General features: G+C 63.6%; 20 protein-coding genes. 17 read left to right on the plus strand and 3 right to left on the minus strand.

Annotated features, from left to right (window positions below):
- Window positions 1-17 precede the first annotated feature (17 nt).
- From AC0KTM_RS00280 to AC0KTM_RS00345, 14 genes are all read left to right on the plus strand, one after another.
- Window positions 18-1,073: a hypothetical protein gene (locus tag AC0KTM_RS00280; protein WP_007172148.1), complete on the plus strand. Its 1,056-nt coding sequence runs from the start codon at window positions 18-20 to the stop codon at window positions 1,071-1,073.
- Entirely contained in the window at window positions 1,063-4,161 is a 3,099-nt protein-coding gene (gene eccCb, locus AC0KTM_RS00285) for a type VII secretion protein EccCb (protein WP_007172149.1), read from the plus strand. Before AC0KTM_RS00280 ends, eccCb begins: the two co-directional genes overlap by 11 nt.
- Window positions 4,158-4,574, plus strand: a complete 417-nt coding sequence (locus AC0KTM_RS00290) for a helix-turn-helix domain-containing protein (RefSeq protein ID WP_007172150.1) — start codon at window positions 4,158-4,160, stop codon at window positions 4,572-4,574. The genes eccCb and AC0KTM_RS00290 overlap by 4 nt, the downstream gene beginning before the upstream one ends.
- 236 nt (window positions 4,575-4,810) lie before the next feature.
- On the plus strand, window positions 4,811-5,107 hold the full coding sequence (locus AC0KTM_RS00295) for a PE domain-containing protein (protein ID WP_040624290.1): 297 nt from the start codon (window positions 4,811-4,813) through the stop codon (window positions 5,105-5,107).
- A gap of 15 nt (window positions 5,108-5,122) precedes the next feature.
- Entirely contained in the window at window positions 5,123-6,604 is a 1,482-nt protein-coding gene (locus AC0KTM_RS00300; RefSeq protein ID WP_007172152.1) for a PPE family protein, read from the plus strand.
- Window positions 6,605-6,682: 78 nt separating this feature from the next.
- Window positions 6,683-6,985: a WXG100 family type VII secretion target gene (locus AC0KTM_RS00305; RefSeq protein ID WP_007172153.1), complete on the plus strand. Its 303-nt coding sequence runs from the start codon at window positions 6,683-6,685 to the stop codon at window positions 6,983-6,985.
- Between the two features lie 48 nt (window positions 6,986-7,033).
- Window positions 7,034-7,327 (plus strand): hypothetical protein, encoded by a 294-nt coding sequence (locus tag AC0KTM_RS00310; RefSeq protein ID WP_042910680.1) that lies wholly within the window; start codon window positions 7,034-7,036, stop codon window positions 7,325-7,327.
- A gap of 56 nt (window positions 7,328-7,383) precedes the next feature.
- Window positions 7,384-8,265, plus strand: a complete 882-nt coding sequence (locus tag AC0KTM_RS00315; protein ID WP_157859019.1) for an ESX secretion-associated protein EspG — start codon at window positions 7,384-7,386, stop codon at window positions 8,263-8,265.
- A 768-nt stretch (window positions 8,266-9,033) separates the two neighbouring features.
- Window positions 9,034-9,915 carry a MinD/ParA family ATP-binding protein gene (locus tag AC0KTM_RS00320; RefSeq protein ID WP_007172156.1) on the plus strand — a complete coding sequence of 294 codons (882 nt, stop codon included), beginning with the start codon at window positions 9,034-9,036 and terminating at the stop codon, window positions 9,913-9,915.
- Complete coding sequence (gene eccD, locus AC0KTM_RS00325) at window positions 9,912-11,408, plus strand: type VII secretion integral membrane protein EccD (RefSeq protein ID WP_007172157.1); 1,497 nt, start codon at window positions 9,912-9,914, stop codon at window positions 11,406-11,408. The genes AC0KTM_RS00320 and eccD overlap by 4 nt, the downstream gene beginning before the upstream one ends.
- Window positions 11,408-13,045: a S8 family serine peptidase gene (locus AC0KTM_RS00330; RefSeq protein ID WP_040624272.1), complete on the plus strand. Its 1,638-nt coding sequence runs from the start codon at window positions 11,408-11,410 to the stop codon at window positions 13,043-13,045. Before eccD ends, AC0KTM_RS00330 begins: the two co-directional genes overlap by 1 nt.
- Window positions 13,045-14,589, plus strand: coding sequence for a type VII secretion protein EccE (gene eccE / locus AC0KTM_RS00335; protein ID WP_007172159.1), 1,545 nt, complete (start codon window positions 13,045-13,047; stop codon window positions 14,587-14,589). The genes AC0KTM_RS00330 and eccE overlap by 1 nt, the downstream gene beginning before the upstream one ends.
- 200 nt (window positions 14,590-14,789) lie before the next feature.
- A complete protein-coding gene (locus AC0KTM_RS00340) occupies window positions 14,790-15,476 on the plus strand; it encodes a DUF2637 domain-containing protein (protein ID WP_232538305.1) in 687 nt (228 codons plus the stop codon).
- Window positions 15,477-15,570: 94 nt separating this feature from the next.
- Window positions 15,571-16,974: a type IV secretory system conjugative DNA transfer family protein gene (locus AC0KTM_RS00345; RefSeq protein ID WP_040624275.1), complete on the plus strand. Its 1,404-nt coding sequence runs from the start codon at window positions 15,571-15,573 to the stop codon at window positions 16,972-16,974.
- Window positions 16,975-17,173: 199 nt separating this feature from the next.
- Here the strand turns inward: AC0KTM_RS00345 and AC0KTM_RS00350 are convergent, their stop codons facing one another.
- From AC0KTM_RS00350 to AC0KTM_RS00360, 3 genes are all read right to left on the minus strand, one after another.
- A complete protein-coding gene (locus AC0KTM_RS00350; RefSeq protein WP_007172162.1) occupies window positions 17,174-17,452 on the minus strand; it encodes a hypothetical protein in 279 nt (92 codons plus the stop codon).
- Between the two features lie 99 nt (window positions 17,453-17,551).
- Entirely contained in the window at window positions 17,552-18,148 is a 597-nt protein-coding gene (locus AC0KTM_RS00355) for a hypothetical protein (protein ID WP_101930852.1), read from the minus strand.
- 211 nt (window positions 18,149-18,359) lie between these two features.
- A complete protein-coding gene (locus AC0KTM_RS00360; RefSeq protein WP_073877511.1) occupies window positions 18,360-18,743 on the minus strand; it encodes a helix-turn-helix domain-containing protein in 384 nt (127 codons plus the stop codon).
- Between the two features lie 130 nt (window positions 18,744-18,873).
- Between AC0KTM_RS00360 and AC0KTM_RS00365 the strand changes: the two genes are divergently transcribed.
- The 3 genes from AC0KTM_RS00365 to AC0KTM_RS00375 are packed head-to-tail and all read left to right on the plus strand — an operon-like array spanning window position 18,874 to window position 21,333.
- On the plus strand, window positions 18,874-19,320 hold the full coding sequence (locus tag AC0KTM_RS00365; protein ID WP_007172165.1) for a hypothetical protein: 447 nt from the start codon (window positions 18,874-18,876) through the stop codon (window positions 19,318-19,320).
- Window positions 19,321-19,358: 38 nt separating this feature from the next.
- A complete protein-coding gene (locus AC0KTM_RS00370) occupies window positions 19,359-20,399 on the plus strand; it encodes a hypothetical protein (protein WP_042910684.1) in 1,041 nt (346 codons plus the stop codon).
- A 10-nt stretch (window positions 20,400-20,409) separates the two neighbouring features.
- A complete protein-coding gene (locus AC0KTM_RS00375) occupies window positions 20,410-21,333 on the plus strand; it encodes a conjugal transfer protein (RefSeq protein ID WP_073877513.1) in 924 nt (307 codons plus the stop codon).
- Window positions 21,334-21,384 lie beyond the last annotated feature (51 nt).

Consider the following 21,384-nt stretch of genomic DNA (forward strand, 5'->3'; position numbering starts at 1 on the left):
CCAAAGTTGATGGCGGCATGCAGTCGGTACGCGATTCTCCGATCGCGCCGCGCCGGTTGCCGATGACGAAGGCGCAGATCATTTTGCCTGCAGTCATGGGCGCGGCGTTTTTGGGCATGATGGCCATGATCTTGACTCAACCGGGGCTGCGCTCGGGGCCGATGAGTTTGTTTTCGTTGTTTGTGCCGGTGATGATGATTGTGTCGTTCGCCGGGGTGTTTATGCAGGGCCGTTTTGGTGGCGGTGATAAGGCGTTGTCTCCGCAGGCGTTGGAAGAAGAGCGCCGTGCCTACATGGACGAGCTCGACCAGACACGTGATGTGATTCAAAGTGACGCCGAGCGTCAGTTCGCCAATTACCAGTTCTTGCATCCCGAACCGGCGATGCTGCGTGGGTTGGTCGGGTCGCCGCGGATGTGGGAGCGATCGGGTTCTGCTGAGGACTTGGCGATGCACTTTGGTTTTGTCCGTTTCGGAACCGGTACTTCGGATTTGGCGAAGAAGCTGGCTAAGCCTCGGTTGGGGGAGTCGGCCGATTATGAGCCAGTCTGCTATGACGCGCTGCGCAAGTTTTTGTTGGAGCAGTCCAAGATTAGTGGGATCGCTAAACCGCTGTCGCTCAAGGTGATTCCGCTGATGACGTTGGTGGGTGAGGATGGTCCGGACACAGTCCACGGTGTGGTGCGGGCGATGATTTGTCAGGCGGCCTGCTTCCATTCACCGCAGGACTTGAAAGTCATGGTCGTCACCGACGAACCAGCACGATGGGATTGGGTCAAGTGGTTGCCGCATTGCCAACACGACAAGCTCTTTGATAGTGGCGGGCCGTTGCGAATGGTGTGGACGTCGCCGACGGCGATGGATGCGGCGGTTGGTCACGAATTGCATGGCGCTCGAAAGAATTACGGGGACCCTGGCGCCGCGGACGGGGTACGTCCGCATTGGCTTGTGATCAACGACCAGCTCCGTGTGGATAGTGAATGGGACACGTTGAATCGCAGGGGCGTTGGGGGGGTCGCGGGCGTGACCTTTGTGCGTGTAGTGGTCAAGGAGGGCGCGGCGGATGACAACTGAGTTCACATTGCATGTCAAGCGCGACGGGGCATATGACGAGGAGGGGTTTTTCGCGCTCCCCGATACGCTGGACACGGCGTCCGCGGTCGCGTTTGCGCGCAAAATGGCTAGATACCATGCAGATTCGCGGGTAACGCAAAGTTCGACTGCCGCCGCATCGAAGGTCGTGGATCTGTATGAGATTCTCGGCCACGCTGATCCGGGCGATATCGATGTGGAGGAGGCCTGGGCGGCGACGCGGCTGGGTCCGCCGCTGCAAGACGACGAGGGCGAATTGCAGTGGGGTCGGGAGTGGATGCGGTTCCCGATCGGTATTGATCCACGCAATGGACAGCCCGTGGCCCTCGACTTGAAGGAGACTCACGAGTTCGAGGGGATGGGCCATCACGTCGTCGTCGTCGGCACGACTGGGAGTGGTAAATCGGTGTTTTTGACGGCGTTGATTACGTCGGCGTGTTTGACGCATTCGCCAGACTCGTTGAAGGTCGCGGTGTTTGACTTTAAGGGTAGTGCGTTGGCGCATTTGGTGGCGGGATTCCCGCACTGCGTCGCGGCGATGAGCAACTTGCGTAACGATCGCCTGTGGATTGTGAGGATGGAAGATGTCCTCTACGGCGAGATGGAGCGCCGCAAGTCTTGGCTTGACCGGGCTGGGGTCAGTGACATCGCTGAATATGAGTATTTGCGCATTCACAAGAAGGAGAAGTTGCGGCCGATGCCGCACCTGCTGCTGATTGTCGATGAGTTCACGCAGATGTTCGCTGAACATGACGGAGCCAAAGCGGTCATGGACGAGGTCGGCCGCCAGGGCCGCTCGCAGGGGCTTCGCCTCGTGATGGGGTCGCAGCGGCTGGGCCACCAGATGCAGGGCGGCATCATGAGTAACATCCCGGTGCGGGTGGCGCTGCGAACTGTCGGCGACACCGATTCCCACGAGGTGTTGGGTAGCGATGAGGCCAATCATCTGCCCAAAAAACCTGCTGGGGCTGGGCTTTTGAAGGTAGGTGCCAACAAGAACCTGACGAGGTTTCAGACGGCGTTCGTGCTCAAGAGCTATGTACCGCCCCAACGGGCAGCAGCTGCTGCGGCCAGGCAGGAAGCCGGTTACCTTGAGCCACAAGAGTTCCAGGCGGTCGGTATGCCTGCTCTGCAGATGGCCCGCGACGGCGAGGGCGAGCAGACCAAAATCCCGGAACCACGCGCCATCATTGGCGCCGATGGCCGCACCGTCAAACAGGTGCAGGCAACGGTGGATTGCTTGAATCGGCTGAATCTTCCTCCACTGCAAGCGATGTGGCTGCCGCCGCTGCAGCCGGTCCCTGCTGATGAGCTGGTGCGGCGGTTGCGGGGCCAACCGTGGGATGTCGACTATGGCTCGGCCCAAAGCGAGCTCTCGAGGCTGATGTTTCCGGTCGGGATCGAAGACAGGCCGCGCGACCACCGCCAGCTTGTCTATGCGCCCAATCTGGCCGAAGGTAACTGCGCGGTCATTGGTATGGGGCAATCGGGTAAGACGGTGGCCATCGCGACGATGATCTCGGGTGCCGCTTTGTTGTATCATCCTCGGCGGCTTCAGTTCTACGTCATCGCACTCAGCGGGCCGGACCTCAACCTGGTAGCTGGTTTGCCGCACGTCGGTGGTTTCGCACGCGAGGTGGACCCCGAGCAGGTCAAACGAATCATCGCCGAGATGCTGGCGCTGATCGATCAGCGCGAGCAGGCGTTCACCAAGCTAGGTCTGACGCTAACCAAGCTGCGTGAACGCAAATTTGGCGGCGTGCCAGGTGAGGTGCCTCAAGACTCGTTCGGCGATGTGTTTTTGGTGATCGATGGCTGGCCAACGTTTGTGAAGAACTGGGAGCTGTTGGTTTCTGACGTGGAACGAATCTTGGCTAAAGGACCCGATGTTGGGGTGCACGCCATTGTGTCGACCAGTGGCTGGGTGGCCAACAAATTCCCGTCAGGAATGACCAAGAATTTCACCAGCAACGTGGAGCTCAAGCTCGGTGACAACGATGACATGACGGTCAACAATGTGAAGGTCGCGCGCGACGTTCCCTTCGGGGAGCAGAAGATGTTCCTCGACGAAGAGGACGACACTGGCGGTGAGGTCGAGCAGGTCAACGTGGTCAAGATCAGGGGCCGCGGCACGACGATGGAGGGGTACCATTTTCAGGCCGGGTTACCGGAGATAACCGTGCAAGGGCGGCGCGCCGACGTGGCAGCAGCCGTTGAGCCAATTCAGCGGCTCGCTGGACCTGACAGTGCGGCCGCGCGGGTACGGATGCTGCCCAAAATCGTCGGTATCGACGAGGTCTTCGCGCAATGGGAGCAGCGTGAGCATGGGCCGGGTGGGGTCGACTGGAGTGGTGTCGTGCCGTTCGGGATTTCAGAAATCGGTTTGGAGCCGGCGGTCGCGAACTTCGCTGCGACCCCGCATCTGCTGCTTACCGGTCGGCCTGAATGTGGATTGTCGAGCGGGTTGGCCACGGTGGCCCAAGCTGTGATGCGGGTGTACGGGCCCGAGCAGGCCCAGATCTATGTGGTGGACCCTCATAATGAGTTGCTGCGCGTGGTCGAAGGTGAACATTTGGGCGCCTACGTTTTCCGGGAGGACCAGGTGCGTGCCTTGGGTGACAGCCTGGGGGCGATCCTGACTGAACGTATGCCGATGACAGACCTAAGCCAGGCGGAGTTGGCTGCGGGGACGCGGCGTTGGAGCGGGCCAGAGATCTTTGTCTTCATCGATCGTGAAGAGACCCTTGCTAGTTGGGACACTGGTGGGTTCGTGGCAGGAACCGGATACCCGTTGGGCCCGCTGGCGCGGTTTATTGCGCGGGGTAAAGAGGTCGGCCTGCACCTGGTCGTGTCGCGGCGGATCGCTCAGTGGGGCCGCACGCTGACCAATCCGATAATCGGGGAGTTGCTCAAGGCCAAAGCACCTGTCGTGGTAATGGACGGCGACCCTGATGAAGGGCCGATCGTCGGCAAAACGAAAGCCGTGCCAGCTGACCCCGGTCGTGGCCTGTACGTCACTGACCGGATGGTGGCGCCGGTGCAGATCGCGTTCCCGGCGAGCGCCCATTGAGCGAGGATGACCCCGCGTGGCTGCTCGTCCACGCGGTGGAACAAGCCCGCTTAGAACAGGGGTTGTCCAAACATGATCTGGCACGCCTGGCGCGCGTGGCGCGGCCTACGATCTCGCGGCTGATCAACCATGGCATGGTCCCGTCTCGTGCGGCCACGCTGGATAGGATCGGCTCGGCGCTGGGCTGGGAGGCCGGGACGTGTGCGGCCTTGTTGGCCGGCCAACCCCTACCGGGTCCACGCGCGCCGGTGACTCGCTCGGCCCAGCTCGTCGCAGCGCGGCTCACCGAGATTGCCGAGGAGGCGCGGTCGGCCGCCGGTGCTGCCGAGCAGTCGATTCTGCGGCTGAAAACCATCGAGGAGCGTGCGCGTGCGGCTGCGCAGTTCGTGCTGGGCGGTTCAGTAGCTGATTAAGCGGTCGATCTGGACCGATTCATGCGTCGGCATGGGCCTTTGTCGCTCGGTGATGCGTGGCGGTATTTCGCCAGGTGAGCGGCGCCGTAGAGGGTGTCGGGAAACAGGGGGTGTTGCCTTGTGTGGAATGTCGGAGGTTTGGTTGCCGGTGTCCCTGGGGGCGGTTATCGTCGCATCAAACGGCGGCTTTATTGCTCGTGGGGCGAATGGGATATGTGGACAGGGGTGGGATTGCAATGATGTTCATTGAGGCGCCGGCGCTGGCGGCGCAGGCAGCATCAGAGGGCGCAGGCGGGGCGACCACGGCGGCCACTCTTGCCGCTGGGGCACCAGCGATGGGCGCTGTGCTGCCGATGGGCGGCGAGGAAGTGTCGGCAATGTTCGCTCAAGCTATCGCCGCGCACGGCGCGCAGTTCTTGGCGGCAGGTGCTCTAGGTGTGGCTCAGCGGGAGGCGTTCGCAGCCACCGTGGCTACGTCGGCGGCCACCTACACCGCTATGGATGCGGTCGGCAAGGCGCTGCTGTCGCTGTAGCGCGGCGGTGCACTGATGTACTGGGGTATCCCACCAGAGATCAACGCATTTCGGTTGACCAGGATGGGCGCGGGTCCAACGGCGCACGTCCCACAGATCACCGCCTACACGGCTGCTGCGGCCACGCACTTCGAGCAAGGGATGCAGCAGTCGGTGACCGCGATCGCGACCGCGCCGGTTTTCCAGGGCTCTGGCGGAATGGGGATGCTCGATAGTGCCACGCCGATGGCGGCCTGGCAGCAGACCGCCGGGCTGCATGCAGAGACTGCGGCGGCCACCATCCAAACTGGGTTGACTGCGTACAGCGCGGCCGTGTCCGCGACCATTCCTCATGAAGTGGTGGTGGCCAACCGGGTCCGCGAGGCCACTTTGGAATCAACAAATTTCATGGGGATCAACACCCCAGCGATCGCCGAGGCGAATGCTGAATATGGGGAGTATTGGTCGCAGAACGCCGGGGCCATGGTCGGCTACTTGGGCGCTATGGCCCCTGTCGTGAGCGCGCTGACCGTTCCCTTGCCGACGTTGCCTGATATGAGCAATCCGCTGGGGGCGACGGCCGGCTTGGCAGGGTTGGTCGGCGACGGGGTTGGTGCTGGCGTGCAGGCCTTAGGGTCGGGCATTAGCGCCGGTGGGGGAGTGGTGTCGGCTGGCAGTGGGATCAGCACAGGCGTGGCCACTGGGATCTCGAGCGGCGTGTTCAACGGCACGGGAGCAGGCGTGCAGGCCGCAGGGTCGCCCACTGGTGGGCAAACCCCGGCACCGCAGCCAGCGACCACCGGCACGACCGCGGGGCAGGGCGTGCCCGCAACGACGGGCACCGGCCAGGGCGTCACGAGTAACGCGCCGCAGGGAAAAGCTCCACCGTTGCAGGCGGGTCAAGGCGGTCAGCCGCCCCTGGAAGAGTCTGGACAGTCGTTGCTCGGCCAACTCACCCAGGCGCCAACCGAAATGATGAGTTCGCTCAGTTCACCACTGGAGTCACTGGGGCAGCTCCCGTCGAGTGCCAGTGGCCAACTAAGCGGCCTGATGGGCCCGTTGTCGGCGCTGACCGGTGGAATGTCCGGTGGATTGGGTGGGCCCCCAGCCGGGGGAGCACCGGGATTCAGCGCAGCCAGTGCACCGTGGTCGGGACTAAGTGGCGCCAACGGCGGCTTCGCCGGGGGCGCGTCAGCGGTTGCCGCGGCGTTGACGAAACCGTCTGCTGGCGGGCTAGGTGGGCCTGTGGGCGTGCCGGGCGGCTGGTGGGCCGACGTGGCTGATGGCGCTGAAACAGACGAGCAACCGGCTGCGGGACTGCGAAGCGGCGCGGCAGCGGGCAGAGGAGCCATGGCGCCCGGAATGTATGGACCCATGGCGGCAACGGGGCGCTCCGGACGCGGCAGTGAATATGCCGATGTCAGCGAGCAGGATAAGACGATCACGCTACCGGCCTCCGCGCATGCGGCGCCGGTGCTCACGTCTGAGGGCGTGGTCCACGTCGGGCAGGGAGGATAACTCCCGGCAGGGGCCCGGGTCATTGCTGAACTGATCGAACCAGCGGTAACCACTTGCTAGTGAAGGAGATACACCATCATGGCGTTGAACGCCGATGTCGCCCAGATGCTTTCGGGCGCAAGTCAATTGTCGAACATTCAACAAGAGGTGCTGTCGGCGTTGGGCCGTTATGTCACCATGAACCAGAACCTCACCGGTACTGGGTTTAGTGGTGATGCGGCGCTGGCCTCCATGGCCACCACCGAGGACATCAACCGGACCGGCCAACAGGTCAGCCAGCGGTTTCAGAGCGTCATCGACATAATGAAGCGCTCGGCGCACCAGTACCAAGAAACGAACGCGCAGAACCGCGCGGCGCTGGGCTCCATCCAGTCGACCTGACCGCGGCCAATCTTTCAGACATCGAACGACTTTCAGAGGAGAATGGTTATGGATTCAATGCGTTACGACCACGCCATGATCGCCGATCACGTGTCGGCCCAGGCGCAGCTGGTCGCTCACATGAACGATCTGCGTACCCGGGCCATGGGAACAATCAACCAGGTCGCCACAGTCTGGACGCAGCATGGTTCTGACGCTGCCCAGGTCGCCATGCACGAGATCGATCAGGCGTTCCAGGCGGTGTTCACCACGATCGAGCGCCATGGACAGGCCCAGGGGCACGCGTCGACGAATGCGCTGGGCACCGACCACGCGGTCCAGGCTGGTTTCCGGGGCTTGTGACCGAGACCGGAACCGCGGTTGCAGCGCGGCTGTCGACCACGTCGGAAGGTTTGTGGTTGACAGCCGCGCTTTGCGGTGTGGCTCAATTGCCACCTGCCCTCAAGATCCGGCCCATTGGGGCGGTGCAGGCCACCATCGCGGCTCACCCCGGGATGGAGGTGCTCGAAAACGCGGGGATTTGTCAGGGCGGCGAGGTTGACCCCAGCGTGGCCTCTTGGGTGCGGGCCTTGGGGCGTCCCGACGTCGAGATTGACGTGACGATTACCCGCCCCGAGATCCGACCGGAGCGGCTTGAAGGCCCACCAGCGGTCTTCACCGCCCCGGAGGACGCGATTGAGGCCGCCGAGGCGCTGGCACGGTGGTACGCCCAGCGGCCTCCCCAGCGAGTTGTGACATTGTGCCGGCGCGATAACGCGTGGGTGGCCGCCGCGCGGCTCTGGCGCCCGGGCCAAGACACCAGCGATGAGGTTGTGGTCACCCCGCTGGGTGGGACCGAGATCGCGCACGTCGTCGTCGACACGATAGGGCCGGCCGACCCGGCCCAATTCCACGGCATCAATAGCGAAGCAGCGGTACTCAATACAGTTCTGTCGGCCTGGCAGGCCAACCCCGCCATCGACATCATCGCGGGCCTCGTAGAGGTTGGACTTTCAGTTCCCCAGGCGCGGCTAGTCGAAGCGGTCGCCGACCGGGGCACCACCCGCGCGGTTATCGGCGCGGCCGAATTCTCTATCAGTGGCCCGGCGCGGGCGCCGATGGCGGTGACCGTGGCTGACACCTTGATCGGCCGCGTCGTTGTCAGCAACAGCGTTGGTCCTGACGGCAGGCAATGGACCACACTGCTGCCCGGCGCCGATCACGCAATCCACACGGCTGTGGTCGAGCTGCTCGAAACTTTGCCCTCGGGACGCGGCTGGGCGACTCATCAGCGGACATAAAATTTCGATACAGGCGAATATGGTGTCCGTTGTAGACGGATGAAAACCGTGGTTGTTACTGTCGCGCTGTGGCCAAATTATGTGGCGCTAAGCGAAATTCGAATACGTCTGGTGACGAGGGGACACGGTATGACAAGTCCGCATGAGCGTGAGGAACGCGACTTTTTCAATGGCCTGGCGGCAGGTCCGCCGCCCGAGACGCAGCCCGCGCCAGGCGCAGTTGAGCCCAGCCATCCCAACAACAGCGGCGAACCGACGAGCGATGATGGGCGGCCGCGGTTTTCACCCCCGGAGGCCGCTCTTGGGCTCCCCGCCCAGGATGCGACGCCGGCGCCGTCTTCGGCGCCCCAACAAGCCCCGGGTTGGCAGCCGCCGCGGTTTTCGCCCCCGGAGGGCACCTTGGCACCCCAGGGCCAAGACACCCCTCCGCCACCTCCGTGGGCGCAGCAGGCCGGTCCCCATCAGCAGGGGACGCCCAGCGAAAGCTACGGTTCCTCAAGTCAATTGGGCCGCCCACCGCAGGGAGTGTCGGAGGCGGCGCTCGGTGGGCGTCACGGCGCACCGCAGCCAGCCGGTCACGCAGATCCCAGCCAGGTTGCGCGTCCGTATCCGCCGGCAGAAGAACATGGTTGGCGTGCGCCAACACCCCAACCGTCGCCTCGCACCGCGGGCACGCCACGGTCTTCGGACGCGCTGCGAGAGCACCTGCGCGCCACGGACTTGATTGCCCCACACAAGGAGGCGCCATCCAAGGGGTGGCGCAGGGCGTTGCTCAAGGTTTCTGGTGGGCTGATTAACGTCGGTGAGTCCAGCGACGAGCGCACAGTGCGTGGCCTCAAGGCTGCGATCGGGGCCAATTTGCGTGGCACTTATACCGTCGTGGTGCTTGGTGGCAAGGGCGGTTCGGGCAAGACCGCGATGACTGTCGCGACCGCCAGTGAGTTTGCACGCAATCGTAACGACCAAGTGGTCGCTGTCGACGCCGATCCGGCACAGGCCGCAAATTTGGCGGCTCGGGTGGATCCCAAGGCGTCATCGCTGCGTGCGATTAACGACGACCTTAATCTTCATCGCTACGCCGATGTTGGGGCCTTGACGGGCCACAACCAAGTTGGTTTAGACGTTGTGGCTTCCCCGCGCCATGGAGGCGCTCGCGGGGAGGGGTTGACCGCTGATGAGTTCAGCAAGGGCCATATGCGTCTACAACGGTTCTACAGTGTGCTTTTCGTTGACTGCGGTGTCGATCTCGAACACGAGGTGATGAAGGGTGTGTTCGAGCGCGCCGATGCGGTGTTGATGGTGGCCTCGGCCGTCCCGGACGGCGCCGAAGGCGCGAGCACCAATTTCGAGTGGTTGCGCGACGAAGGCTATCACCAGTTGCTGTCGCGAACAGTGTTGGTGATCAACCACATTCGCCCGGCGCGCAATCGGAAGGATCGTAAGGAGGCGGCCAAACTGGTCGCCACACTCAGGGAGCATTTCGGGAGCTGGGTCAAAAACGATCGCATTATCGAGGTACCCTTTGACCCCCACATCGCCTCGGCGGGCGAGTTGGACCTTCGAAGGGTCAACCCTAAGACCGCCAGGGCGGTGCTTAAGACCGCCGCCGCATTGGCGGCAGGGTTCTCGACAGCGGCCGATGCCCGATGACCACCGCCAATTCCGCACAACAGGCGCCGGAAGTCCCTCGGCTGTGCAAGGTTCATTTGCTGGTCGGGGATGACACGCTCATCGATTACGTCCTGCCTGCTGGGGTGGCGTTGATTGCGGTGATCGAGGACCTCATCCCGCGGGTCAATGCGATTCTCAAAGATCGCGGGCGGGCACCTCTTGATGACACGTTGACCTTTCAACTGTGCCGTGCAGACGCCACTCCGCTCGATCCGCAGCGATCCCTTGATGACAGCCGTGTCTACGACGGGGACTTGTTGTGTCTCTTGCCTACTGACGCCACCGAACGCTTCGCACCTGTCATTGAGGAGGTGTCGACGGCGCTGGCTCGTTCAGCACGCCAGCAGTTCGCCACAGTCGATGTCACGGTCGCGCGTCGGGTAGCCGGGGGGCTTTTCGCAGCGCTGGTCGCGTGGGCCGAGGTGATGTTGGCGCAGTTGTGGTGGCAACAGCACGGCTGGCTGCCCGCGGCGGTGTCGTGGGGATTAGCCGCCGTTTTCTTGGTGTCGGCGAGGGCGGCGACGCGGGCACGAGATGAGCAGCGACGCCGATCGGCGGACTTCCTGGTGTGGTCGGCGCTGATTTGCGCCGGTGCAGGCGCGGCGATGTCGGTGCCGGGACCACCCGGTGGCTGGCATGTGGTGGCCGCGACGGCCACCGTGTTGGCCGGCGTGGCGGCATTGACGATGCTGACCGGCCGCTATCTGACTGTGTTTGCGGGGATGGCTGTGGTCGGGTTATCTGCGGGCGCGGTGGCGGCGATCCACGCCAGCGGTTGGCGAGTGCTGCCAGCGCATCTGGCGGTCGTCTTCTTGGTAGCGGACCTGGTGCTAGTGACGTTTGCAACCAGCATCGGGATCGTGGGGGCCGGAGTGCCCGGGCCATGGTTTCCTTCGGTCACTAACCGGGGGGTGTTTGAGACTCGAGAAGGCGCTGCCCTAAACACGGTGTCGCCGGTGGAGCGTCCGGGCAATGAAACCGTTGAGCAGATCGCGACGTGGGCTCGGCGCGGCACCGCCATCGTGACGGGTCTGCTGGCTGGCGGCGCTGTGGTGTTGGTGGCGGCCGCGCGCTATGCAGTGATGCCCGAAACTGGCGGCGGGTGGCGGTTTTTGGCATTCACGTTGGGGATTTGCGCAATCTTTCTGCTCCGGGCGCGCTCGTTTGTTGATCGCAATCAATCGGTGATGCTGGCCGTTGGTGCGGTCGTCGCGGTAGCGGTGGTGATCGGACGATACGCAAGCGCTCCCAACCCGGCTTCGCCGGTTGTCACCCTGATATGTGTTGGCGCAGCGCTAATGTTGGCCGGGGCGGGCCTGCTTGGAGCGCTGGTGGTGCCCAATGCGCGGATCAGCGCACCGGTAAACCGCGCCGTCGAAGTCAGCGAGTACATTCTGCTGATTTTCGTTGTGCCATGGGCGATCTGGCTGCTGAATCTGCTGTGGGTGGTACGAAATGCGGTCCACGGCTGATGATTAAAGCCGTGAGTACGCTGGGCGCGATCGGGCTCGCCGCAGCACTGGTTGCCGTATCTGGCGGCGTGGCCGGCGCGATTGATCCCCCGGTGGTGCCGCCTGGGCCACCCCCGCCCGATCCCGCACCCGGGCCGGATCAGCCGATGCGCCAGATCGCGGCGTGCACAACAACCGGCGTGTTGCCCGGCAGTGATTTGCGTGAGTTGCCCGCGGCGCTGCAGCTGATGAACATGCCAGAAGCGTGGAAAGAATCCACCGGTGTTGGCGTGGTCGTCGGGGTTATCGATACCGGCGTGGCTGCACAACCTCGGCTGCCGCACCTAGTTTCTGGCGGGGACTATGTCATGGGCCCGTTTGGCGACGGCTTATCGGATTGCGACGGGCACGGCACAGTAGTGGCTTCACTGATTGGGGCGGCGCCTTCAGGGCTCGCACTGGTCCCCAAGCCGGCGTGGGCGGCGCCTGCGGCCCCGCCGGCCGGGGCTCCGCCGCCGCGCGCGATTCCACCGCCACCGCCTCCGCCGACGGTCACGGTGACCCAAACGGTGGCGCCGCCGCCGCCACCACCGCCGCCGCCGCCGCCGCCCGACGAGCCATCATGGGTGGGTATGCCGCCGTCTCCGGTTACTCTCGGCCACGCTCGCGGGCCGGCGCCGCTGGAACCGTCGCCCGGTGGTGGTCCAGACGGGCTGATCGGCATCGCCCCAGACGCGGTGCTGCTGTCGATTCGCCAGACCGCGCAGACTTTCGGCCTGGTTGATCCCGGCGTGGTCGACAACCCCGAGGATGTTCGCCGCGCCGGTGACATCAATTCGTTGGCTCGCGCGATCGTGCACGCGGCGAATCTGGGCGTCAAAGTGATCAACATCAGTGTGGTGTCGTGCATCTCGACAGCCAAGCCCCAGGATCAAAGCGCCTTGGCCGACGCGGTCCACTATGCCGCGGTTGACCGCGACGTGGTGATCGTGACCGCGGCGGGCAACGTTCATGCCCAGGGCTGCAATGGGCAAAACCCGGACCCATTACCGGGTGATCCCACTCGGGGGTGGTCGTCAGTCAAAACGATCGCCACCCCAGCATGGTTTAGCGACTACGCGTTGGCGGTGTCGGCCACCGATTCGACCGGCGTTCCCGCCAGCGGCGACGCCGCCTCATTGCACGGCCCGTGGGTAGGACTGGCTGCGCCGGGAGCCGACATCGTGGGGCTGTCGACGAGCGGGCAGGTGATCAACGGTTCAGTCGATGACGACAAGCTGCACCCTATCGCTGGTAGCTCGTTTAGCTCGGCGTTCGTCGGGGGAGTGGCGGCTTTGGTGCGGGCCAAATTTCCCAACCTGACAGCCCATCAAGTGATCCACCGGTTAGAGGCCACCGCGCACCCTCCCGCTGGTGGACGTGACAACGTGGTCGGTTATGGAACTGTGGACCCCGTTGCGGCGCTGACCTGGGATGTGCCGCCGGGTGAGACGTTTGCCCCCGGGGTTCAGCGCGCCCAGTTGAAAGTGCCGGCCCCGCCCCCGCCACGCGACGCACGTCCGGGCTGGGTCGCGATGGCCATCACCGGTCTCGCCGTCGTCAGCGTATTGGGACTTGCTGTGGGCCTGACCGTCTCGCGTCGCAGGGAGCGAATCTGATGAAGCAACGGTTTGTCTCGGCCCGTATCGCACCCCGCGCCGTGGTCACCGGCGAAGTGGTCGCAGGTCTGGTTGCGCTGGCACTGAGCGCCACGCTGGATTCGTGGCCGATCGCCGTCGCCAGCGGCGCCGCGACCGGACTGGTGATCTGTGTGCTGACCTTCCGGGAGCGCACCGTGTGGCAGTGGGCGTGGCGGGCCATGTCCTGGACGCGCCGCCGGGTGCGCAGACTCCAGCTGCCTCAACCGGTCGATGTCACCCTCAACGAGCACACAGTCGGTGTTGTGATCGACGGGCACACCGTGTCCACGATGATCACTGTGCTGGGCAAGCCTTACATCCCCACCCTATTGCACGCCGACCACACCAAAACACTTAATACCGTGCCGATTAGCGTAATCGCACAAGAGATGCAGCGCTGCGGGTTGAGTGTTGATGTCGACATCATCTGCGAGGGCAGCCGCACAGCCAGAGACAACTATGCCGAACTGTATGAAGCGGCGCTACGGGGGCTGCCGGCGGCCGGTCAGCGTAGCGTGACGTTGGTAGTCCGCTTCGATACGCGCAGCGACCGCATTCTGCCTGGACTGCTGTGGCGGCGAGACACGATCGGCGCGGCGGTGGCGGCTTCTCAGCGCATCACCAGAGCGCTGTGCCAAACAAACTGTCGTGCAAGGCTTTTGACCGCAGCGCAGATGAACGACGCGGTAGCGGCCAGCCTGGGTGGGCCCGAAAACGCGACAGCTTCTTACCAGGACCGCTGGACGAATCTGCAGCGCGGCGGGAAGGCCTATGTCACAGCGTATTTCTTCAGCGCCAGTGACGTGCGCTCTGCTCAACTCGACGACGTGTGGGCCTACCAGAGCGACCACACGACCCTGGTGATCGCGTTGCGCAGCGATCCTGCCGGCGTGCGGGCTTCAGCCCTCGTCCGGTTGACCACCGTGCAACCGCTTGCCAGCTCGCCGCGGCTGGTGCTCAACCCGATGGCGGGCCGACAGTGGGAAGCGTTGGCGCTGACCTTGCCTGGGTGCAGGCGGCTGAGGTTGCCATCAACGCCAGTAACTACCGAACTCAACACAGCTGTCGTAGCCGGCGCATCGGGTGTTCTGCTGGGTGAACTGCGAGACGCTATGCTGTTGATGCCGATATCAGATCCCGCGGCCCCCACCCGAATTGCTCTGCACGCCGATGATGACCAGGCGGTGAAACGGCTGATTCGCCGGGCGGCCGCAGCAGGCGAACAGGTCGCCGTTTACGACCCCACTGGGCGTTGGACAATGACGTCTGCTTCCCCACGGATCTGGACGACGCGCGACGTCACAGCCCAGCCGCCACGTCCTCCGACGATGGTGGTACACAATGGTCGCGTCAACAACTACCCACCCGCGCGCACATCGATCACGGTCGGCGATGTGCCCGCCAGCGCTGCACCCGATATCCGTATCGAACAGCGGGGCGAGCGAATCACCGTGAAAACACAGCGTTTTCGCACCACGTTGAGGTCTGTGACATTCCGCAACGAGGATGCTTATCTGCGGTAATCGATCCTCCCAATGTGGCTGACTTTGGTAGACGAATACCGGGGTGGGAGTGCACGATTGCGGGTATGGCTTGCGATAGCGCCCGCAGCACTCCCGCCGATACCGATCCGAAAACCCACCGGCGCGCAGTGCGTTTCTTTTGGGTGGTGTTGATAGGAGCAAGCGCGGCCTCGATCGCTGGCAACGCGTTACACGCGATCGTGCAGGCCGATCACGTCGCCCCGGCGCTGGCGGCCGCGGTGGCCACGGCCCCACCTCTGGTATTGCTCGGGTCCACGGAAGGGCTCTCGCTGCTCATCAAGGTGCACCGCCGGCCCACCTTGACGTTCTGGGCGGCGGTGATCATGACGCTGTTACTGGGGGCCGGTGCGTTTCGCCTGTCATTTGATGCGTTGTGCAGCTTGGCTATCCGGTGCGGTATCCGCCCAAGCTTGGCATGGTTGTGGCCGCTGATCATTGACGTCACGACCGCGCAGGCCACCGTTGCGCTGGTAGCCCTGACCCGGCTCCTACACAGCCGCGCCGAGGCGCCGCCGGCCCTCGTCGAGGAGGACGTCCCGGTGTCCCTGTCGGCGACACCTCTGCCAGTCGCTGGGTCCTCAGCAGGTGAGCGTGATAGGGCCATGGTGGCGGTCGAGCCGGACCGGTCGCTGTCATCGGTTCCAAGAGTGGACGCCGCTGTGCCCCCGCGAGAGCGTCATGAACACGCCGTACGCACAGTGATGGCATCGAAAAGAACCAAGCAGCCTGCAGAAATCATTGACGCTGTGCTGCGCCGCCACGCTGACGGGCAAAAGCCGGGTGAAATCTCAGAGGAACTCAAGCTGCACCACACAACGGTGAACCGGATACTGGCGACGGCGCTCCACTCGGCAGCGGCGGTGTAAACCCGAAGCTTCCGCCGCAGTGACCTACGTCCGGCGATCGCGAATGTCGCTGCTTTGATAGACGTTCGCGGCCAGTGGCGCCCATGATGACGTAGTGGTCAACGAACCGTACACCCCGTACTGCGGCCTCACCTACAATCGCCAAAACGTTGCCGTGCGTGCGGAGACAGCACCTCACATTCTGGTAAGCGCACCAACACGTACGGGTAAAACACGCAGGATTTTGGCCCCGGCGGCGCTCGTGCATCCTGGGCCGGAAGTTTTGGTGTCGTCGAAACCCGACCTGGCAGAGCTTGTTCTAACACGACGCAATATCGGGATTACCGGTGTGATTGATCTGCGGCCTGAGCACACTGAGGTATGGCCGGCCGGGGTTAGGCGTATGGTCACCGACCCGACCCGCACGATCGCCAGCGCCCATGAAGCACTGACCGTTGCTGAGACCATGCTCGCGACCTCGGGCGTGGGTTTCAGTGGCGCATCGGGCGGCAACGCTGTTGCTGCGGGCGGGCTTTGGGAAAGTCAGGCCGCACCGCCGTTGGCATGCCTGCTGTACGCGGCCAGCCCGCAGGGCAACAGTTTGGGAATGCCCTGGGTGCTCGATGCCGTGCAGGATTTCGGTATCGACGAAACCGGCGGCGACCAACCCATCCCCGAGCTCGGACGCCCGTCGTGGCTGACCGCTTACGGGCTTTGCGAACAACCGAAACTCGCGGCCCCGCTGTATTCTGTTATCGCCGGGATGGATTCCCGGCTGCGTGACAGCATCAAGATCACGGTGTCCAAGGCCGTAACACCGTGGCTGCGCTTGGGTTTGAGCGCCGACGAGGGAGCACCGTACTTGAGCGCGGTCGAACGTGTCGCTGTGGAGTCATTCGACGTCCACATGCTTGATGAGCCGGACGCCACATTGTTTGTGATCGCCCCGAACACCGGCTCGGTCGCCGGAGCCGCGGTGGCTCTGATCGATTCCATCGTGCGTCATTTCCGCCGCAAGATGGCCAATCATCAACTGACGCATCCGCTGCTGCTGGAACTCGACGAGGTATGTAACTCATGTCCGTTGCCGGATCTGTTGACCTACGTGGGGGAGTCAGCGGGACTGGGTGTCAACATCTTGGCGACGGTGCAGGCGTCGGCGCATTTCGACGTTGTATTTGGGTCCAAGTACGCTGAAGCGCTGCGGGAGATGTTTCCGGGCACGCTGATCATGTATGGAGCTCACGAGCGCCATTTGCTCGAACAGGCCTCACATTGGCTGGGAGAGACAACCCGACGTACCGAAGCCTATGAGCCCACAGGGGGGAGTCGGGGCCAATCGTCGCAATTCGGCCAGGCGATCGGTTGGCAGGAACTGCTTCCCCAAAGCCGGGAAGAAGCCCAGCTGTTGCAGCGCGGCACGGCTGGCGAGCGAGTTCATATTCCAGACTGGACCGAGTTCCTGGCTCTGTTCGACCAGGCGGTTCAGCGGCGAATCAAAAAGGCGCAGTGGGGTTGACGGGCGGTTGCCGCGACGGGCGCAATCTATGACTGACGCATTGGTCTCGGTGCTCGCGTCCAGCTTCCCAAGTGCGACCGCTGGGCAGCTCCGGGTAGCTGCACCGTGTAATCTGCCTGTGCTGCAACTAATTTGCTGTCGACGCGATCAAGCGTTTCTCGACGCTGGCCGTGTCCGCAGTAGCACTCCAGCTGCGGACCTACCGACGAATGTTGCCCTCACATGACCCTGGGTCCTGACGCGTGTTTTTCACGATATCGCTTGCGTCTGAGGCGATTTGACGCAGGATCTTCAAGAACAGCACTTGCCCGGCCGAGGTGTTGAGATACCACGGCGGATCGCTGAGCATGGCAATGATCTGTTGCCGCATCGCCTCGAGCGACTGCGAACCCGGCGGCGTGTCACAAACCTGGCCAGCTCGCTCGAGCGCGGCTAACACCCGATGCACAACTGCGTCTACGGTCGTACCCCGATCCATACCTTGAACCGTATCTGTGCCGCCACCCCCCGCTCACACCCCAATTTTTGCAAAGCGGTGTAGGCATCAGCGCGCCAGAGTTGGCCCCGAGCAGCGAACTCAGTTCGCGAATAGCTGCATCGAGGTTGACCGGGAGCTGACCGTGTCGAGGTGCTGGTTGGTGGAGCCGAACAGGACGCTGATTGCGCAAATGAGACACCAGATGGAGATCGCTGCGATGACCGCAGTCCCGCCAAGGATGGGGACCCAGTGGATAGGTGGTGGGGTTCGCCGGCGCGCGTGCAGGGATGGCGGTATGCGGCGGGCGGAGCCCGGTTCGGGGAGTGGATCTAAGACGGTGGTGATGGGCAGCGTCGGCCCGAGAATGAGGTCGTCGTCAACCTCGACAGCTTGGGGTGTCAGTGGCCACCAGTCGCTGGATCCTTCCACGGCTAGCCAGCCTTCGAGGACCCCGCAGACGGCTGCGGTGAGCAGGGTTGCGGGCAGTTGTGTTAGAAGCCAGGGGATGATCAGCTCGCCCCAGAGACTAGGGGAGGGGTTATAGAACGGCAAGGGCAGCGCTGCGAGCGCGGCGCCCCAGAGCAGTGCCGGTATCGGGTAAGCGCGGAGCCGCTCGGGGATGAGCGTGACGATTAGTCCGTAGGCGAGTTTGCCGGCCAACCAGCCCAGCGGCGCGATGGCCGCACAGGTTAGCACCAGTGCGACTTCAAATGATCCGCTGGCTGAGGTGGCGGAGCGCATCGGTAGTGGCAGGGCGACGACGTCGTCGTGTGGGTCGGGTCGGGCACCAACATGGCTGCGTGTGCGAGCGCGAATCTTTTTGGCGAGCAGCTCGGCGCGACGCTTTTGGAAGACAAATATCCCAGCGTGTGCGGCTATCCATGCTCGGCGTTGGTCGTCGAAAATGTCAGCGGGCATGCTCGGCCGGGTCCCGGCTTGTCAGGAGTTCGGTGAGCAGCTGACGGGCGTCGGCCAAGATTGAGTGGCATTGCTCGACGAGGCCTTCGACGGCGTGCAAAACGGTGTGTACGTGGGTGTCTTGGGGCGGTGGTGTGGCTGGGACCCCGCCGTCAAGGATCGCCCTTGACGACCCGTGGGCCCACCCGAGCGCCTCATCGAGTCGGGCCAGCGTGGCCAGCGACATGGTGCGTGAGCCGTTACTGGATTTGTGCAGTGTCGAGCGGTTGGGTCCGCCGCGGCGGGCCAGTTCGACACGGGACATGTGCAGGACCGCCAGCCGTTCAGAGACGAAGTAGTCGAGTCGCGCTGGCCCATCATTAGGTGCAATCACGCCCACAAAACTACCTAAACGCAACCATTATCGTCTAACCATGTGGACAACCTTGCCTATTACCGCTTACGGTTGCGTGCATAGGCGCCCACCCGATTTAGCGGCGCCGAGACGACGAAGGGACACCGCGATGAAGGGGCTTGTGGCGACGGCCGCAGTGCTGATGACAGTCATCGCCGCGATCGTGTTGGCGATCGTCGAACTGCTCATCAAACTCGCTCCGTTGCTGGTCGCGGCGGCGTGCTTGTGGGGAGCGGCCAAGCTAATAGGCGCACACCGCGCCCGAGGGGCGGCCGACGAGGAGCGTCTTAAGCAGGACTGGAGCCGGACCGCTCCCCAAGGCCCACCGCAGGCGGCGCCATCCACACCGCTGCCGCCGGTAATTGCTCATCGCGAACGCATGTATGTGGTGCGCGGTGAGGACACCGGCTTGGCCTCTGACCGCGACGACGGCTATGTCAAGGTTTCGGCGACGGCATTGCCGCGTGTGCAGCGTTTGCCGGCCACCTACCATCACCGGCGCAAATTCACGCCGCGCCGGGCTAGCGGGCACCGTTCGGGGCGGCGGCGGCCGTGAGCTCGGTTTCTGATCAGCAATGGCTGCGTCAGATTGGGGTGAATCTCGACGCCGATGCAGAACACGACCAAGACACCCTCGACAGCGGCGCGGCCGGGGAGTCAGCCGACGAGCATCCCGATGATGATGGCGCGATCAGCGACAACGACGCCGCACCCTTCGGCGAGGATCAAAGTGCCGACGCCTTTGCGGGTGCGTTCGTTTCCGACGGCGACGACCACACCGACTCGGCAGAAAACGAAAGCCCCGGTGCCGACGCTGATTTAGATCACGAGGCGGAGCGGCGTACGCGCCGATTTACGCCGTGGGTACTCGGCGCGTTCGCTGGCGTCGTGTTGTTGGCAACGGTGATAACCACGCTGGGCGTCACACTCTCAGGTCCCGACAACCCTTCGCCGAGTCTGCGCCAGCACGCAGTCAAATCGGGCCCCGCACCGACAATGGCGGCAGCACCAGCGCCGACTCCTGCTGATGGCGGCGATCACCCACTGCCGTTTACCGCCTCAGCCGACTGCCCGGCGGGCGCCTCAACTTCGGCGAAATCGATTGCCGATCCCGACAAGCCATCGCCGTGGATCTGCGTGCGGCATACGGATGGACAACCGCTCTATATCACGCTCGGGCCCGCCGGAATCGAACGCGCTTACGTGATCACGGCGGTCAGTATCGTGCCGGGGGATACTGCTGCGGCCCAGGGGTCCGGCGGTGACCCATGGCTACAGCATCGGGTGGTCACGTTGCTGCAGTGGCAGTTCAATGACACTGCGCACACGGTCGTCGACCAGGACACCGGCAATGCTCACGGCGAAGCGGTCAAACTGATTCCCGGGATCAGCGCCTCAAAAATCACTGTGATCATTCGGCACACCAGCCGTCCGGTCGCAGCCCCCCAGCCCAGCGTGTCGGCCCCAGACGGCGGACCGTTCGGCGGAATCCTGGGTGGGCCCACCCCGGCCACCGGCCCGGAACCGACCAACGGGCCTGACCCGACCGGCTTTGGGTCGGGACACGACACCGATCCCAGTGATGGAACCTTCGCGGTGTCGAGCATCAAAGTCATTGGGCACCAGGCGACATGAGGACGATGTGGTGAGAATCAGCAACGTATGGAAGAAGCGCATCACGGTGCTGGGCCACAGCGCCGGCCGGGTCGCTCTTGTGATTCTTGTGGCCAGTTCGTCCATCAACGGTATCGCCCTGCTGTGGGGGTTTGTCTTTCCCCCTGAACCAGCACCAGTGGCGGCGGTGGCCCGCGACGTGATCAACGAGACCGATCCCGTGAAGGCTTTCGCCGTGAATTGCGTGAAAGGGCTACTTGTCGGAACCACCTCGGGTGCTTCGAATTTGACACGCTGCTTTCCCGGGGGACAAAAGTACGAGTTGCCCACGACATCGTCGATGACGGTGTCGAACCCGGCGGCGTGGGCATCTAAGCGCAAGACCTCTTCCAACGACATCGTGCTCTATAGCGTGAAGGTTCAAATCGACGAACTGCCCTACCCGTCGGCGCCGCCGACGACGGCTTTCTACCAGCTGCCGGTGGCGGTATACCGGGATATGGGCATTCAGGCTCTTGATCGGATCAGCAGAGTCGATATGCCGCCTCCGGGAGCCTATGTGCCGCTGGGCTATTCAGCACCAATCGCTGCCAACAGCCCACTTTTTACGATGCTGTCTGGGTTTGCGACGTCGTTTTTAACCACCTCGGGTGGACTGGAACGGTTTATCACCACCGACTCGGGCATCACAGCCGTAGGGTCGTACTCCTCGGCCACAGTGACTGCTGCTCAGGCCGACAACACTCCACCCGATGCTCCCTCCGATAACAACGAATTAGCCACGCACATCGATGTTTCGGCGCGCCGATCCGATTACACCCTCGTATCGCTGTCTTATTCCCTGACGCTGCGTTCGGTGGGCGGCACCTGGTTTGTTGCCCAGATCGACGCGATCCCGCTGTTGGCTGACGCGACACCGACACCGGTGCCCACCACGGCGGTAGCACCGCACTGACCATCACTCACGTTGAGAGAAAGAGGGATTGATCATGATTAGACAGCTAAC

The sequence above is a fragment of the Mycobacterium sp. NTMscope_Eco_3 genome (assembly GCF_976985685.1).

Coding starts and splice junctions, on each gene's coding strand:
- AC0KTM_RS00330 (WP_040624272.1), top strand. CDS start 11,408: ATGATTAAAGCCGTGAGTACGCTGGGCGCGATCGGGCTCGCCGCAGCA.
- AC0KTM_RS00350 (WP_007172162.1), bottom strand. CDS start 17,452: ATGGATCGGGGTACGACCGTAGACGCAGTTGTGCATCGGGTGTTAGCC.
- AC0KTM_RS00365 (WP_007172165.1), top strand. CDS start 18,874: ATGAAGGGGCTTGTGGCGACGGCCGCAGTGCTGATGACAGTCATCGCC.
- AC0KTM_RS00295 (WP_040624290.1), top strand. CDS start 4,811: ATGATGTTCATTGAGGCGCCGGCGCTGGCGGCGCAGGCAGCATCAGAG.
- eccD (WP_007172157.1), top strand. CDS start 9,912: ATGACCACCGCCAATTCCGCACAACAGGCGCCGGAAGTCCCTCGGCTG.
- eccCb (WP_007172149.1), top strand. CDS start 1,063: ATGACAACTGAGTTCACATTGCATGTCAAGCGCGACGGGGCATATGAC.
- AC0KTM_RS00300 (WP_007172152.1), top strand. CDS start 5,123: ATGTACTGGGGTATCCCACCAGAGATCAACGCATTTCGGTTGACCAGG.
- AC0KTM_RS00280 (WP_007172148.1), top strand. CDS start 18: ATGCAGTCGGTACGCGATTCTCCGATCGCGCCGCGCCGGTTGCCGATG.
- AC0KTM_RS00305 (WP_007172153.1), top strand. CDS start 6,683: ATGGCGTTGAACGCCGATGTCGCCCAGATGCTTTCGGGCGCAAGTCAA.
- eccE (WP_007172159.1), top strand. CDS start 13,045: ATGAAGCAACGGTTTGTCTCGGCCCGTATCGCACCCCGCGCCGTGGTC.
- AC0KTM_RS00310 (WP_042910680.1), top strand. CDS start 7,034: ATGGATTCAATGCGTTACGACCACGCCATGATCGCCGATCACGTGTCG.